Below are 13,096 nucleotides of genomic sequence, written 5' to 3'. Positions count from 1 at the left end.
CTACCGGCACATGCTGGAAAAGCACTCGTTGAAGCAAAGCATGTCCCGACGTGGCAACTGCTTGGACAATGCGGCAATGGAAAGCTTCTTCGGGACGCTGAAGTCGGAGTTCTTCTACCTGAACAGCTTTGACAGCATCGAAAGCCTGGAGGCCGGGCTGGTGGAGTACATCAAGTACTACAACCAAGAGCGAATCAGATTGAAATTGAAGGGGCTAAGCCCGGTAAAGTACCGGGAGCAGGCCCAAGCAGCCGCCTGACCCCACCGTCCAAGTCTCGGGGGTCACTTCACTCTGCGGGGCTTGCTGTTTCTGGCGTCCGCGCACGCCCAGCCCCACGCAGACATCGCTACGCAGCAAAGGACTTCCGCATGATCGCCGCCGCACCTCCCGCCCCCGCCGCAACGCCCTGGTTCCACTCGCTCAACTGGGAGCGCCTGCTGGAAACCTACGGTGTGCCGTTACTGGCCGCCATCGTGGTGCTGCTGGTGGGCCTGTGGGTGGCGCGTCGCCTGTCCAATGCGATGCCGCGCGCCACAGCGCGCATGGGCGTGGACCCGATGCTGGGCAGCTTCCTGCGCAACGTGGTGTACGCCGCGTCGCTGGTGATCGTGGTGGTGCTGGCCATCGGCACGCTGGGCGTGCAGATCACGCCGCTGCTGGCCGTGCTCGGCACCGCCGGCCTGGCCGTTGGCCTTGCCCTGAAGGATTCGCTGTCCAACATCGCCTCGGGCGTGATGCTGGTGACACTGCGGCCGTTCCGCGTCGGCGACGTGGTCACCGTTGCCGGACAGACCGGCACGGTGCGCGAAGTGCGCATTTTCCAGACCGTCATCACCGGTGCCGACAACCAGCACACCACCATTCCAAACACGCTGATCACCGCCGCACCGATCATCAACCTGACCGCCGAGCCGACCCGCCGCGTCGAACTGGTGATCGGCATCGGCTACGAGGACAACATCCAGCTGGCACGCGACACCGCGCTGGCGCTGATGAAGGCGGACCCGCGCGTGCTGCAGACGCCGGCACCGGACGTGGTGGTGTACGAGTTGGGTGCGCACGCGATCAACCTCGGCATCCGCTGCTACGTGAAGTCGGCCGACTGGTTCGGCACCAAGGTCACGCTGCTGGAGCAGCTCAAGCTGGGCTTCGACAAGGCCGGCATCAACATCCCGTACCCGCAGCAGGACATGCACCTGTACCTGCATGGAAAGGATGGCGGTGTGGTCGAGGCGGACGCGCTGGTGCGCGACAAGCCCTGATCCATGCCGGCAGTGCCGACCAACGGTCGGCACCCACCCATCGGCGATACGACATTGAAATGCCGGCCAGCGGCCGGCAGCCTTCAGGATCAGGCCGCGACGCTCTCTTCCAGCGTCGGGTAATCGGTGAAGCCGACCGCGCCACCGCCAAAGAATGTCGCACGATCCGGCGGATTCAGTTCCGCCCCCAGGCGCAGGCGCTCAGGCAGATCCGGGTTGGCGATGAACGGGCGACCGAAGCCGATCAGGTCGGCCCAGCCTTCGGCCAGTGCCTGCTCGGCACGCTCGGCGGTGTACTTGCCGGCATAGATCAGCGTACCCGGGTAGACCATGCGCAGCGCCTGCTTGAACGCCACCGGCATCAGCGGTGCGTCGTCCCAGTCGGCCTCGGCGATGTGCAGGTAACCGACGCCGAGCTCGCCCAGCAGATGCGAGGCGGCCAGATAGGTCGCCTGCGGCGTATCGTCGACCGCGCCCTGCAAGGTGGTCAGTGGCGCCAGGCGCACGCCGACGCGGTCACCACCGACCACCGCAACCACCGCCTGCACCACCTCGCGCAGGAACCGCAGGCGGTTCTGCAACGCGCCGCCATAGCCGTCGGTGCGCTGGTTGGCCTGCGAGTCGATGAACTGGTTGATCAGGTAGCCATTGGCACCGTGCAACTCCACGCCATCGAAGCCTGCGTCCAGCGCGTTGCGTGCCGCCTGGGCGTAGTCGGCGACGATGCCCGGAATCTCGTCTTCGCGCAGCGCGCGCGGCATCGAATGCTGGATCATTTCGCCTACCCCGGCTTCGGGGCCTGCCCCGGTCGGGTCGACGAACACCTTCACGCCTTCCGCCAACAACGCCGACGACGACACCGGCGCGGCGCCACCCGGCTGCAGCGCCACGTGCGAGACCCGGCCGACATGCCACAGCTGGGCGTAGATGCGACCGCCGGCAGCGTGCACGGCATCGGTCACCCGGCGCCAGCCCTTCACCTGGTCCGGGCTATGGATGCCCGGGGTCCAGGCATAGCCCTGGCCCTGAGGGCTGATCTGGGTGCCTTCGCTGACGATCAGGCCGGCGCTGGCGCGCTGCGCGTAATACGTGGCCATTTCGGCAGTGGGCACGTTGCCGGCCGACGAGCGCGAGCGGGTCATCGGCGGCATCACGATGCGGTTGGGCAGCGTCAGTGCGCCCAGATGATGAGGAGTGAACAACATGGCGGCGATCTCTTGCGGGAGGAGTGCCACCAAGAATGGGGATGGCCCCCGCCAGGCAACAGGCACGCACTGGCAAAACAGTTGTTCCCCCACGGCAAGGATCACCCGGTACGAGGGCTCATCCACGCATGGCGTGGATCTACTCCACCCTTGGCTCGATCTTTACAGCACCGTGTGCCACGCGGTCATAGCAGGTGCGCACCACATCTTCCCCGTACTTCAACTCCAGCCGGCGCACGATGAAGTGACCACGCGCCATGTCCTGGTAGTAGTCGGTGAACATGGTGTTCAGCGCTGCACCCGCGGCGGCACCAACGACCGGCACCGCCTGCGCGGCGAACTTCTCGGTAACGACCACGCCAAAGCGCGCCGCCACCTTCTCCACCATCTTCGCCAGCAGCTTGCCGGCTTCCTTCGGCGCCACGCCCAGCGTCAGGTCGCGGCCGGTCACCACCCGCCCGGCCAGCTCGGCCGACAGGTGGCGCATCACATCGGTGGTGAAGCCGCGGGCCAGGTAATAGCCCGTCTCGCTGGCGTCATCACGCGGCGAGTTGCCGCCCAGCGCGAACACCTCCAGGCACGCCTGGCGGGTGCTGAACTCGGACAGGTCAAACCCCTCGCTGCGGGCGACGTCGGCCACAGCACGCATCATGATCGTGGTCGACACCGGCAACTCGATGAGCAAGGCGGCAAAGCCGAAGGCGCCGCCGACCGCACCGGAGGTGGCTGCCGCCAGTTTGTGCCAGCGGGTCGACGCTCCCTTGCCGGGCGAGTTGTCCATGCTCCACAGGGCTGCCCGCGCCGACTTGGACAGTGCCGCCTGCACCGCACCGTGGATGCGGTTGGAGACCGAGCTGGGCAGCGCCTTCACCGCGAACTCCAGCGGCGTACCGACCAGGTTGGCCATGCGCGCGGTCAGGGTCGGCGCTTCCAGCAGGGCCACCGCGCGCTGCAGGTCGGACCAGTCGCGTGCGTCATGGGCGATGTCGCGGGGGAGCAAGATGGGCTCGTTCATGGCGCCGATCTTAGCGCCCGGAAGTTGAACGCTTCGTCGCGGGGCACCACAGACGGGCCCGATCCGGCGCCTTGCCGGTCAGCGGCCGGCACTACCCGTTGGCGTGTCACCCGGTAGCGCCGGGCCATGCCCGGCGGCGTCGTTCAGGCAGCCGGCAGGCCCGACAGCGCGCCCATGAACTGGCGGTAGTGGCGCAGCTCGGCGATTGAATCGTGTACATCGCTCAGCGCGGTATGGTTGCTGTTCTTGCCGACGCCGGCGGCCACGCTCGGCGCCCAGCGCTTGGCCAGTTCCTTCACCGTGGACACGTCCAGGTTGCGGTAGTGGAAGTACTTCTCCAGCCTCGGCATCTGGCGGTGCAGGAAGCGGCGATCCTGGCAGATCGAGTTGCCGCACATCGGCGAAAGGCCGGCCGGAATCCACTGCGCCAGGAAGTTCACCGTCTGCGCCTCGGCCTGGCCCAGGGTGGTGGTGCTGTCCACCACGCGCTGCCACAGGCCCGAGCGGCGGTGCTGGTTGCGGTTCCACTCATCCATCGCTTCCAGCGTTTCCAGCGGATGGTGGATGGCGAATTCCGGCCCTTCGGCCAGCACGTTCAGCTGGGCATCAGTGACCACGGTGGCGATCTCGATGATCGAATCGTTGTCGGTATCCAACCCGGTCATTTCCAGGTCGATCCAGATCAGCCGCTCGTTGGCCGCGCCGTTGTCCGCCATGTGTCGCCTCGTTGCTGGGCAGGCGCGCGGCCCACCGGTGAAGGAAAGGGGCGCCCATCATACCCGTTCGCCCCTCAGCCCTCGCCGGCGTGGTCTTCCAGCAGCAGCGGCGGTTTGCCGCGCTTGGCGCGGAAATAATTGGTCAGGCGCATGCTGGCCTCCTTGGCCAGCACTCCACCGTGGATCTCCACCCGGTGGTTGTGGCGGGCATCGCCCAGCAGGTCGAACACGCTGCCGCAGGCACCGGTCTTGGGGTCGCTGGCGCCGTAGACCAAGCGGGCGACGCGTGCATGCACGATGGCCATCGCGCACATCGCGCAGGGTTCGAGGGTCACGTACAGGGTGCTGCCGAGCAGCCGATGATTGGCCAGCCGCGTGCCGCCGGCGCGCATGGCCACGATCTCGGCATGCGCACTGGGATCGTGCGAGGCGATGTTGAGGTTCCAGCCCTCGCCCAGCAGCTGGCCATCGGCGCCCACCAGTACCGCACCAACGGGGATCTCGTCGTACTCGCGCTGCGCACGCTCGGCCAGCGCCAGCGCATGGCGCATCCAGTGTTCATCGGCGTCGTGCACCGGTACACCCAGGGCATCGGTCATGGCGGTTCTCGCGTGTGTGCAGGGCCAGGATGGCCGCCGGGGCCGCATTGTACGCCCGCGGCCGTGCAGGCGGCGCTAGCGTGCGTCGAAGCGCTCGCGGGCGGCGTCCAGTGCCGGGAAGTTGTGCTCGGCCCAACGGTCCAGAGCGGACAGCGTGTCAACCAGGCCACGCGCGACTTCGGTCAGCCGGTACTCCACATGCAGTGGCTTTTTGCCCAGCTCACACCGCTCGACCAGGCCATTGCGCTCCAGCTGCCGCAGGGTCTGGGTCAACACCTTCTGCGAGATGCCTTCGATCTTCCGCAGCAGCGCGCCATTGCGCAGCGGCCCCTGCGCCAGTGCCGGCAACAGCAGCATCACCCACTTGCCGGAGATCAGCGCCAGCGCATCACGTGCCGAACAATCGGCGGCATAGACATCGCCCGGACAGGCCATGGTTACCTCAAGGTGCGTAATTGCCGGGGCACTCCGGCATCGCGAGGATGGTCGCACACTCCACCAACACCTCGCCCCATGCGCGCCCTGATCCTGCTTGCCCATCCCGAACCCCGCTCGTTCAACGCCTACCTGGCCGCGCAGGCCGCCGAACAGCTGCGCCATGACGCCCTGCAGGTGGACGTGGTCGACCTGTATGCGGAAGGCTTCGATCCACTGGAAGCGGCCCATCATCATTCAAGGCGCCTGCAGCCCGAGCGCTTCGATGCCCAGCGCGAACAACGCCACAGCGCCGAACTGGAGCAGTTACCCGCCGATGTGCGACGTCACCTGCACCTGCTGCGGGTCGCAGACCTGGTGATCCTGCAGTTCCCGCTGTGGTGGTTCGCGGCGCCAGCCATCCTCAAGGGCTGGCTGGACCGCGTGCTGGTATATGGGCCGATGTACAACAGCCGTCAGCGCCACGAACATGGCGTGATGCAGGGCAAGCGTGCATTGCTGAGCGTCACCACCGGTTCATCGGCACGGGCATGCGCGGTGGACGGCCGCGAAGGCGACACCCGATTGCTGCTGTGGCCGTTGATGTACAGCCTGCGCTACGTCGGCTTCGAGGTGATGGAGCCATGCGTGGTGCATGGCGTGCGTTCCGGGCTTGCAGCGGAACGCGTGCAGGCCCACGACGAAGCACTGGTTGCAGCCACCCTCTCCTACCGCGAGCGACTGACGTACTGGCGGCAGTGGCCAATCGTGCCCTTCAACGACAGCGATGACTTCGAGGATGGGGTGGTGCTGCGCGCGGACGCGATCGCGCACAGCCCCTTCATCCGCCACCGCGACGCGGGATGAATCTTCGCCTGCATGCGCTACCGGAAAGCCTCATACTTCGCACTCTTCCGAAGCACCTTGGTGAACCCATGAGCACCCTGCGCCCCTCTCGCGCCGACGACGGCGCCGCCCTTGTCGACCTCTGGCGTCGCGCCGTCGACGCCACCCACGACTTCCTCAGTGCCGAAGACCGCCAGGCCATCGATGCCGAAGTGGCCGGTTTCCTGCCGCAGGCGCCGATGACCGTTGCTGTCGATGCACAGGATCGGCCGCTGGGCTTCATGCTGATCGACGGCACGCACATGGAAGCGCTGTTCATCGATCCCGAGGTACGTGGCACCGGGATCGGCCGGCAACTGCTGCAACATGCACTTGCCCAGCATCCGCAGCTGAGCACTGACGTCAACGAACAGAACGCACAGGCCGTCGGCTTCTACCTGCGCATGGGCTTCGTCGAAACCGGACGTTCACCGCTGGATTCGCAGGGCCGCCCGTATCCGCTGATCCATCTCCGGTACAACGGCTGACATTCGACGGATGTTCGAGGCCCGCCCCCGATCATCCGACCGTCGCTTCGAATGCCGGTGAGTACTGGACCTCTCCCTGCGCCATCGGCGGCCTCAGGCACAGCGCCTGGAAGTACTCTGGCGGCACACCCGGCAGCACCAGGCCGGGCTCGGCGCGGAATCCGAATCGACCGTAGTACGCGGGTTCTCCCAGCAATACGCAGCCCTGCGCCCCCTGCTCACGCAGTGCATCAAGCGCCGCATGCATCAGCGCCGCGCCGACACCCTGCCCCTGCCATCCGGGCAGCACCGAAATTGGCCCCAGGCCAAACCAGCCGGTGCTGCCATCGCTGATCGTCACCGGCGACAAGGCAACATGCCCGACGACCTGCCCGTCCTTCTCGGCGACCAGCGAGAGACTCAGCTCTCCACGCGAACGCAGTGCATCCACAATGAACTGCTCGGTATGGCTGCTGTGCGGGGCTTCGCGGAAGGCTGCCTCGGTGAGTGCGTGGATGACAGCACGGTCTTCGCGGTTTTCAGGGCGGATCATGCAGTTCAAGGAAAGCGCCTTCTATAAAGTGATGGACATGTGAATGATTGATTTCAGTCACGGATTCAGCCGCAGAGATGCCCCCGGCAGCAATGCCACCGTGACGATCGCGAGCCTTGTGCGGCAAGCGATCCGCCCGGGCAATGCCTCCCCGGCGCGTCAAAAATCCGTCTCCAAGGGTGGCACAGCGCTCCCGGCACGTTCCATAATCGAGAAACCTGCCACCCAGGAAGGATAGATGGACATGGACGCACGATGCAGGCTCGCGCCATGGGTGTAGCTCGCCCCGAACCCAGGGGGCGGCCGCTGCTGGCATTGCTCGCCCTCGTCCCGCTGGCGGCATGTTCGCCCTACGCGGACGCAGAGCGTGACGTTGCCGCAGGTGGACGCGGCCTGGCCAAGCTCAACCCGTCACCGCAGCAGGGCTACGAGCTGGTACTGACACTGAAGGATGCCCCTGGTCCCTTCGCGGTCGTCGAGGGCGTTGCCCAGTACGACGTCAGCAACCACAAGGACTGCGGCCGGGTCCTGAGGGCGACCGGTACCGCCAGCCGTATTACCAGCCAAGAGCCCGTCACCCTGCACAAGGTCAGCGAGAACGAGTACCGCGGTACGTTCTACCTGGACCGCATGCTGGATGAGGACTACTACGGGCGCGGCGCCTGCGTTTGGACGCTGTCGGGCGTCGGTGCGATGTTGCGCGCCACGACCAGCAAGGCGGATACGCGATTCCTGACGTTCGTCGACAAGAAGCGCATGGAGAACGACTCGCCTCTGACGCTTTATTACCCGAACCTTGTCTATCCGCGCGCCGACACTGTCGCCAATTTTGGTGCCAGTGGCGAGGAAGCTCCGTCGGGGTACAGCGAAGATCTGCGCGACGCGCTGTTCTCAACCACCACCACTGTGCAGAAGCTCACGCCATGAGCTGCCAGTGCCTCATTCACCCCTATCCCCAAGGAGGCCGACATTGCGCCACAAGATGATTCCGTGCCTTGCTCTGCTTCTGTTGACCGCCTGCCATCCGGAGACCGCCATGAACCAGGAACGTGCCGCTGCTGAAGCCGATGTCGCCCAGGGTGGGCGCGGCCTCGCCAAGCTCAACCCCAGCCCGCGCAAGGCCTATGAACTGGTGCTGCGCCTGAAGGACGCCCCCGGTGATTTCGCGGTGGTCGAAGCCGTCGCGCAGTACGACGTCACCAACGAAGACCAGTGCGGCCACATCGAGCCGGCCACAGGCACGGCTGCACGCATCACCAGCCAGGAACCAGTGGAGCTGCGCAAGGTCGCTGATGGCGAATACCGCGGCACCGTATACATCGATCGCATGCTGGACGAGGACTACTACGGTCGCGGTGTCTGCAAGTGGGAGTTCACCGGTGCCGGCGCGATGCTGAAAGCGACGGGTGCCGAAGGCGAGACGCGCTTCCTTTCATTCATTGAAGCAGCGCCCTTCGTCAAAGGCGAGACCGAAACTCGCCACTATCCTCGTTCGGACTATCCGCGCGTGAACGAGATTCCTGACTACGGCGCAAGCGGCCAGGAAGACCCCACCAAGTTCCGCCCTGAACTGCAGAATGCGCTGTTCTCGGCTTCACTTGAAGCCAATGAGGTCCGCCAATGAGCCTCAGCAGCCAAGACTACGCGGGCATTTCCGACGACGTGTACAAGGACCGTGCGGTCGGTCGACGCGCTCCCGGCAAAGAAGAGCTCGTAGCGATCAACGGGCATGAGTACAAGATCCTCGAGCACGTCGACAATCGACTGAACGGTTATCAGGGAACGATCTACCAGCGAGTCGATACCAACGAGATTGTCGTCGCACATCGCGGCACCGAACAGATCGCCCGCGATGCGATCCTGACCGATGGTGGCATGGTTGTCGCCCGCACCAACGTGCAGGCACCGGATGCCATCGCGCTGACCCAACGCGCCCTCGCCTACGCCAAGAAGGAGGGGCAGGATCTCGGACAGCGCCCCCCCGAAGTCACCGTCACCGGCCACTCTCTCGGCGGCGCTCTGGCCCAGATCACCTCGCACCATTTCAACGTCAAGGGCGAAACCTTCAACGCCTATGGCGCGGTCAGCCTCAGCTACCGCATCCCGGAAGGCGGCAACACCATGATCAACCATGTCATGGCCTCCGATCCGGTCAGCGCAGCGTCGCCGCACTTCGGCCAGGTGCGCATCTACGCCAGGCCGAATGAAATCAGCACGCTCGCCGCGAACGGTTTCAGCAATCACTCGTTGCGCGCCCTTATCCCCGACCGACCGATCATCGCCGCAGGCAGCTCGTTCGGCGCGCACAAGCTGGGCAACTTCCTCGGTGACGGCTCGGTGCTGCAGCACCCGGAAACGCAGAAGCTGGCAAAAGACAACGCCAGGATGATCGAGGAGTACCGCGACGACGTTGAATCACTGCGCCGTGGTGTCACCCGCGCGGCGCGGGGCATTCCAGGCGGCGCCGTCGACCTGTACGACCACATCCGCGGCCCGCTGCAGCCCGGTGAGCCGGCACGCCGCGAAGCGGAGAAGAACGGCCATCACACCAACATGCTGCGCATGGACGATGCCAACCATGTGGGCAACCCACTGTTCAACGACGCGATCCGTGGCGTGCACGCGCAGGATGTCCGCGTCGGCCGGGTACCAGACGTGATGAGCACGCAGCTGGCAGGCAGTCTGGCCGCCGAAATGCACGCAGCAGGCGGCAAGCGCATCGACGAAGTGGTCATGAATGCCGATGCCTCGCGCAGCTTCGCCGTGCAGGGCCAGGGCGGCGACCCCGCCCACCTTCGTGTGTCGGTGGATACGGCAGTGGCGATGAACACCCCGCTGGAACAGAGCAGCCAGCGCATCGACCAGCAGGCCGCCGACCAGCGCGTTGCGCTGGAGCGCGACCAGCAGCTGGAACAGCAGCGGAACCAGACCCGCAGCCTGCAGGCCTGATGCAGCGCGGGAGCCGGTCAGCCCGGCTCCCGCATCACTTCGAGACTCCGGCTCAGGGGCTGGACGCTGCCATTGGCACGGATGCTGCGGCCGTCACGAACAGATCGGGCCCGGAATCCGGGAATCCGCCACAGGCGCGATCGCCGGGTGCCACCGGGTCACAGGGCCACTGCGCGCGCGCGACCTTCTCGCGCAGCTCGAAGCGATCACCGGTCCAGACCACAAACGCGATGTGCTCACGGTTCCAGTCACTGTAGGCGCGCGGACCACCCTTCTGCGCCGACTCCGGGTATTGCACGAACCAACGCATGGCCGGGCCGTACTGCAGCTTGCTGTGGTCCAGGCTGATCCGGCCCTCACGCGACAGCTGGCGCGCACGATCGGCCTCCGTGACCGGGGGCATCGTCGGCATGGCATCGGCGGTCACATCCCGCGGCGCCGCATCCCCGCGGACCTGGTACACACGCTGGGCCACATAAGCCTCGCGGCAATCACCTGCGGGTACGCGGACCGGCTCCGCGCCGTACTCATCCCGGTTGGCAACCTGGTCGCTGCAGGTGAACGGCGCCGACACCAGATAGAACGTGCTGTCGGCGTCGCGCCCTTCCAGCGAACGCACCCAGATGTCGCCCATCCGCACGATGAAGTCCGGGCGCTGGCCGTAGCCCGGCACAGCCTTGAACCAGGCCTTCTGCCGCACCTCACGCTCGCGCCAGCTGCGCGGCAGGTGGATGTCCTGCACGGGCAGCGCGACCAGCAACGCGGCCAGATGCGCCGGCATCGTGCCCTGGCAGGCGCCAATCAGCAGGTCGCCCTGGGTCGCCAGTCGCCCGGCCAGATCCACCGGGCAGCGAGCACCGAGCGCCCGCTCGGTCGCCTGCTCGGGCGGCAACGGCACGATGGCCAATGCGGGCGGAGCGGGCGCTACCGCGGGAACGGTTGGCTCGACGGAGGCGGGCGGTGCAGCCACAGGTGCCGGCGCTGCGGGCGCAACGGGCGCCGGCGCCGGATCCGCAGTCGTCGCCGGCTGCGCGTCCACCACAGGGGCCGCAGGGGGTATCACGGCAGCCGACACCTCGGGCGTCGGCGCCGCGACAACGGCGTCGGCCGCCACGGGCGCTGCAACGGGCGCCGCCTCCGCAGGCGCCTCAACGGTAGCCTGGGCAGCGGGGGCCGTCTCCACCACAGGTCCCGCTGCCTCCTGAACCTGTGCCGCCCCCGCGACAAGTCCAAGTGACAACAGCCAGACCGGCGGCAGGCGGCGCACGGACGCAGTGCAGCGGGCAGCGGCGTGCCGGGTATTCGAGGGAACGATTCGCATGTGGTGTCCTTACGAGTGGGTTTCCATGTCGGCGCCACAGGGCGCCACGCGTCGTACGTAAAGCGCCTGCGGGCACTCTGCCCGCCGGCATCAGGTGCTACAGGGATCGAGAGCGCTGCTCCTGCTCGCGGGCGAGCGCGGCCGCGGGGTCCTGCTGGGCGACACTGGCGGCCAACTGCTGGCTGCTCTGCGCCAGCGGCTGCTGCGCCGCCTGTTCGCGCTCGACCGAAGCGCGCAGCATGGCCGGGTCACCCAGCGCGCCCTGCACGGCAAACAACGTGCGGCCGTCGTTGCCAGCCAGGAGATGATCGATGCGCGACATCCCCGCCTTCTGCGCGCTCAGCGCCAGTGCGCCGGCAGCATTGTCCAGTTCCTGCACGCTGCGCAGACCGCTTTGTGGTCCCATCTGCTGCAGATGGTGGCGGGCGCCCTGGAACAGGGCATGTCCCGGCGCGCCAGGCTGCGACATGTCGCGCACGGTGGCCTGCTGGGCCGGCGCCCCGACTTCGCCCCGCTCCAGCCGCGCCATCACATCAGGCGTCAGCTTCTGCTGCCACACCTCGAATCGCTGCTGGCGGGCCTCGATGCCGTTCAGGCCACCATTGATCGCGCGCGTCGCTTCGCGCACGTCCTCGCGCGCCGCTTCCGGCACCCGCGTCTGCCACTGCCACACGGCAATGCGGCCTGCGTGCTCGGGCTGCGCGGCCAGTTCCGGGTGATTCACCAGGTCCAGATCCAGCGCCTTGCCGGCACGCTCGTAATTCTCTTTGCCGACCAGAGGCAGATAGCCACGGCCGTGATACTTCAGCGCGTCGCCAGGCGCGTCATTGCCCATACGCCCGCCATACATCAGTTCGGCCAGGTTCTCCGGCCGCCCACGCAGCGCCTCCTGGCGCGCGCTCTCAAGCGCACCATTGCCATTGCGCCACGCCGCTTCCACCGGGATCTGCGAGATACCCCGGGTGAAGTTGAAACTTTCATTGAGCCGGCTCAGGCCACGGGACTCGTGCCCGGCCTGCGCCATGAAGTTGGCCAGTTCCCGGGACGAGGTCATGCCGGCCTCCGTGGCCTGCCGCAACAGCTGCGACTCCCTATCCTGCGACACGGTGAAACTCCTGCTCGATCATCGTTGGGTACTCCCGCCTCCTCACCGGCATGGCACTCAGGGCAAGCTGACGTCGGCGACGACGGACGGATCGAAATCCTCGAACCGCACCCGGCCAAGTTCGGCGGCCGAGAAGTCACGCGTATGGGTGGCTTCGGTCTCGGTGTCGACCACCCTGCGCTGCACGCCATGCACCCAGCACGCCTGCTCGGCAGGTGCATACCGGAACGTGTAGACGCTGCTCCAGCGTTCGCGACTGCCGCCGTTGGTGATCACACTGAACGCACCATCCTCGATGGTCACGTACGCGAAGGGATCGCCGGCAATGCCTCCCCGGGTGGAACACGGCACCAGCTTGTCGTTGCGCGCCGCCAACTGCCATCGGCCCGTGGCGTCGCCCAGCAGCAGCAACAGCACCCGGTTGGGCCCGTGCTCGCCGGGCAGCAAGCCCTCCGGAGGAGGTTGGTCGATCACCAGCAGCTGGTCCTGGAAACCATTGCCCGTCAGATCACCGCGCACGGCTTCCAGCAGGTTCGCGCCGGACGGAACGAACGCCAGGGCATTGTCCATGTGTACGCCACTCCCCTTCTCCATCCCCTGCAAC

General features: G+C 66.6%; 16 protein-coding genes. 7 read left to right on the top strand and 9 right to left on the bottom strand.

What is annotated here, in order from left to right; genetic code table 11:
• A partial coding sequence (locus RCF13_RS02110; protein WP_308140781.1) for an IS3 family transposase occupies positions 1-259 on the top strand: 259 nt, incomplete at its 5' end.
• A gap of 110 nt (positions 260-369) precedes the next feature.
• Complete coding sequence (locus RCF13_RS02105; RefSeq protein WP_049435556.1) at positions 370-1,263, top strand: mechanosensitive ion channel domain-containing protein; 894 nt, start codon at positions 370-372, stop codon at positions 1,261-1,263.
• A gap of 89 nt (positions 1,264-1,352) precedes the next feature.
• Here RCF13_RS02105 and RCF13_RS02100 read toward each other — a convergent pair whose 3' ends face one another.
• The 5 genes from RCF13_RS02100 to RCF13_RS02080 form a co-directional block, all read right to left on the bottom strand.
• The gene (locus RCF13_RS02100; protein ID WP_134968005.1) at positions 1,353-2,468 is read right to left on the bottom strand and encodes an alkene reductase; all 1,116 of its coding nucleotides are present in this window, start codon (positions 2,466-2,468) and stop codon (positions 1,353-1,355) included.
• A gap of 139 nt (positions 2,469-2,607) precedes the next feature.
• Positions 2,608-3,483, bottom strand: coding sequence for an EcsC family protein (locus tag RCF13_RS02095; protein WP_134968006.1), 876 nt, complete (start codon positions 3,481-3,483; stop codon positions 2,608-2,610).
• 143 nt (positions 3,484-3,626) lie between these two features.
• Positions 3,627-4,199: an oligoribonuclease gene (gene orn / locus RCF13_RS02090; protein WP_019660274.1), complete on the bottom strand. Its 573-nt coding sequence runs from the start codon at positions 4,197-4,199 to the stop codon at positions 3,627-3,629.
• A 74-nt stretch (positions 4,200-4,273) separates the two neighbouring features.
• Positions 4,274-4,798, bottom strand: coding sequence for a tRNA adenosine(34) deaminase TadA (gene tadA, locus RCF13_RS02085; RefSeq protein ID WP_058981408.1), 525 nt, complete (start codon positions 4,796-4,798; stop codon positions 4,274-4,276).
• A gap of 75 nt (positions 4,799-4,873) precedes the next feature.
• The gene (locus tag RCF13_RS02080; protein WP_061479054.1) at positions 4,874-5,233 is read right to left on the bottom strand and encodes a helix-turn-helix domain-containing protein; all 360 of its coding nucleotides are present in this window, start codon (positions 5,231-5,233) and stop codon (positions 4,874-4,876) included.
• A gap of 78 nt (positions 5,234-5,311) precedes the next feature.
• On the opposite strand from RCF13_RS02080, the gene RCF13_RS02075 reads away from it, so the two are divergent.
• Positions 5,312-6,079 carry an NAD(P)H-dependent oxidoreductase gene (locus RCF13_RS02075; protein WP_134968007.1) on the top strand — a complete coding sequence of 256 codons (768 nt, stop codon included), beginning with the start codon at positions 5,312-5,314 and terminating at the stop codon, positions 6,077-6,079.
• Positions 6,080-6,147: 68 nt separating this feature from the next.
• Positions 6,148-6,585 (top strand): acetyltransferase, encoded by a 438-nt coding sequence (locus RCF13_RS02070; protein ID WP_134968008.1) that lies wholly within the window; start codon positions 6,148-6,150, stop codon positions 6,583-6,585.
• A gap of 31 nt (positions 6,586-6,616) precedes the next feature.
• Here RCF13_RS02070 and RCF13_RS02065 read toward each other — a convergent pair whose 3' ends face one another.
• Positions 6,617-7,126: an N-acetyltransferase gene (locus tag RCF13_RS02065; protein WP_134968009.1), complete on the bottom strand. Its 510-nt coding sequence runs from the start codon at positions 7,124-7,126 to the stop codon at positions 6,617-6,619.
• A 246-nt stretch (positions 7,127-7,372) separates the two neighbouring features.
• Between RCF13_RS02065 and RCF13_RS02060 the strand changes: the two genes are divergently transcribed.
• The 3 genes from RCF13_RS02060 to RCF13_RS02050 are packed head-to-tail and all read left to right on the top strand — an operon-like array spanning position 7,373 to position 10,066.
• Complete coding sequence (locus RCF13_RS02060) at positions 7,373-8,044, top strand: hypothetical protein (RefSeq protein WP_134968010.1); 672 nt, start codon at positions 7,373-7,375, stop codon at positions 8,042-8,044.
• Between the two features lie 43 nt (positions 8,045-8,087).
• Positions 8,088-8,741 carry a hypothetical protein gene (locus RCF13_RS02055; RefSeq protein WP_134968011.1) on the top strand — a complete coding sequence of 218 codons (654 nt, stop codon included), beginning with the start codon at positions 8,088-8,090 and terminating at the stop codon, positions 8,739-8,741.
• Positions 8,738-10,066, top strand: a complete 1,329-nt coding sequence (locus tag RCF13_RS02050; RefSeq protein WP_134968012.1) for an XVIPCD domain-containing protein — start codon at positions 8,738-8,740, stop codon at positions 10,064-10,066. The genes RCF13_RS02055 and RCF13_RS02050 overlap by 4 nt, the downstream gene beginning before the upstream one ends.
• A 52-nt stretch (positions 10,067-10,118) precedes the next feature.
• Here the strand turns inward: RCF13_RS02050 and RCF13_RS02045 are convergent, their stop codons facing one another.
• From RCF13_RS02045 to RCF13_RS02035, 3 genes are all read right to left on the bottom strand, one after another.
• On the bottom strand, positions 10,119-10,964 hold the full coding sequence (locus RCF13_RS02045; RefSeq protein WP_229766048.1) for a hypothetical protein: 846 nt from the start codon (positions 10,962-10,964) through the stop codon (positions 10,119-10,121).
• A gap of 520 nt (positions 10,965-11,484) precedes the next feature.
• Positions 11,485-12,492 carry an XVIPCD domain-containing protein gene (locus RCF13_RS02040; protein ID WP_005417198.1) on the bottom strand — a complete coding sequence of 336 codons (1,008 nt, stop codon included), beginning with the start codon at positions 12,490-12,492 and terminating at the stop codon, positions 11,485-11,487.
• 57 nt (positions 12,493-12,549) lie between these two features.
• Entirely contained in the window at positions 12,550-13,086 is a 537-nt protein-coding gene (locus tag RCF13_RS02035) for a hypothetical protein (RefSeq protein WP_032954278.1), read from the bottom strand.
• Positions 13,087-13,096: the final 10 nt, after the last annotated feature.

This window comes from Stenotrophomonas maltophilia group sp. RNC7 (assembly GCF_030910085.1).
Classification (GTDB): domain Bacteria; phylum Pseudomonadota; class Gammaproteobacteria; order Xanthomonadales; family Xanthomonadaceae; genus Stenotrophomonas; species Stenotrophomonas sepilia.
This window is presented reverse-complemented; position numbering and strand designations above follow the sequence as displayed.

Bases quoted from the DNA above. Each gene is read 5' to 3' on its own strand.
- RCF13_RS02105 (WP_049435556.1), top strand. From the start codon at position 370: ATGATCGCCGCCGCACCTCCCGCCCCCGCCGCAACGCCCTGGTTCCAC.
- RCF13_RS02100 (WP_134968005.1), bottom strand. From the start codon at position 2,468: ATGTTGTTCACTCCTCATCATCTGGGCGCACTGACGCTGCCCAACCGC.
- RCF13_RS02095 (WP_134968006.1), bottom strand. From the start codon at position 3,483: ATGAACGAGCCCATCTTGCTCCCCCGCGACATCGCCCATGACGCACGC.
- orn (WP_019660274.1), bottom strand. From the start codon at position 4,199: ATGGCGGACAACGGCGCGGCCAACGAGCGGCTGATCTGGATCGACCTG.
- tadA (WP_058981408.1), bottom strand. From the start codon at position 4,798: ATGACCGATGCCCTGGGTGTACCGGTGCACGACGCCGATGAACACTGG.
- RCF13_RS02080 (WP_061479054.1), bottom strand. From the start codon at position 5,233: ATGGCCTGTCCGGGCGATGTCTATGCCGCCGATTGTTCGGCACGTGAT.
- RCF13_RS02075 (WP_134968007.1), top strand. From the start codon at position 5,312: ATGCGCGCCCTGATCCTGCTTGCCCATCCCGAACCCCGCTCGTTCAAC.
- RCF13_RS02070 (WP_134968008.1), top strand. From the start codon at position 6,148: ATGAGCACCCTGCGCCCCTCTCGCGCCGACGACGGCGCCGCCCTTGTC.
- RCF13_RS02060 (WP_134968010.1), top strand. From the start codon at position 7,373: ATGCAGGCTCGCGCCATGGGTGTAGCTCGCCCCGAACCCAGGGGGCGG.
- RCF13_RS02050 (WP_134968012.1), top strand. From the start codon at position 8,738: ATGAGCCTCAGCAGCCAAGACTACGCGGGCATTTCCGACGACGTGTAC.
- RCF13_RS02035 (WP_032954278.1), bottom strand. From the start codon at position 13,086: ATGGAGAAGGGGAGTGGCGTACACATGGACAATGCCCTGGCGTTCGTT.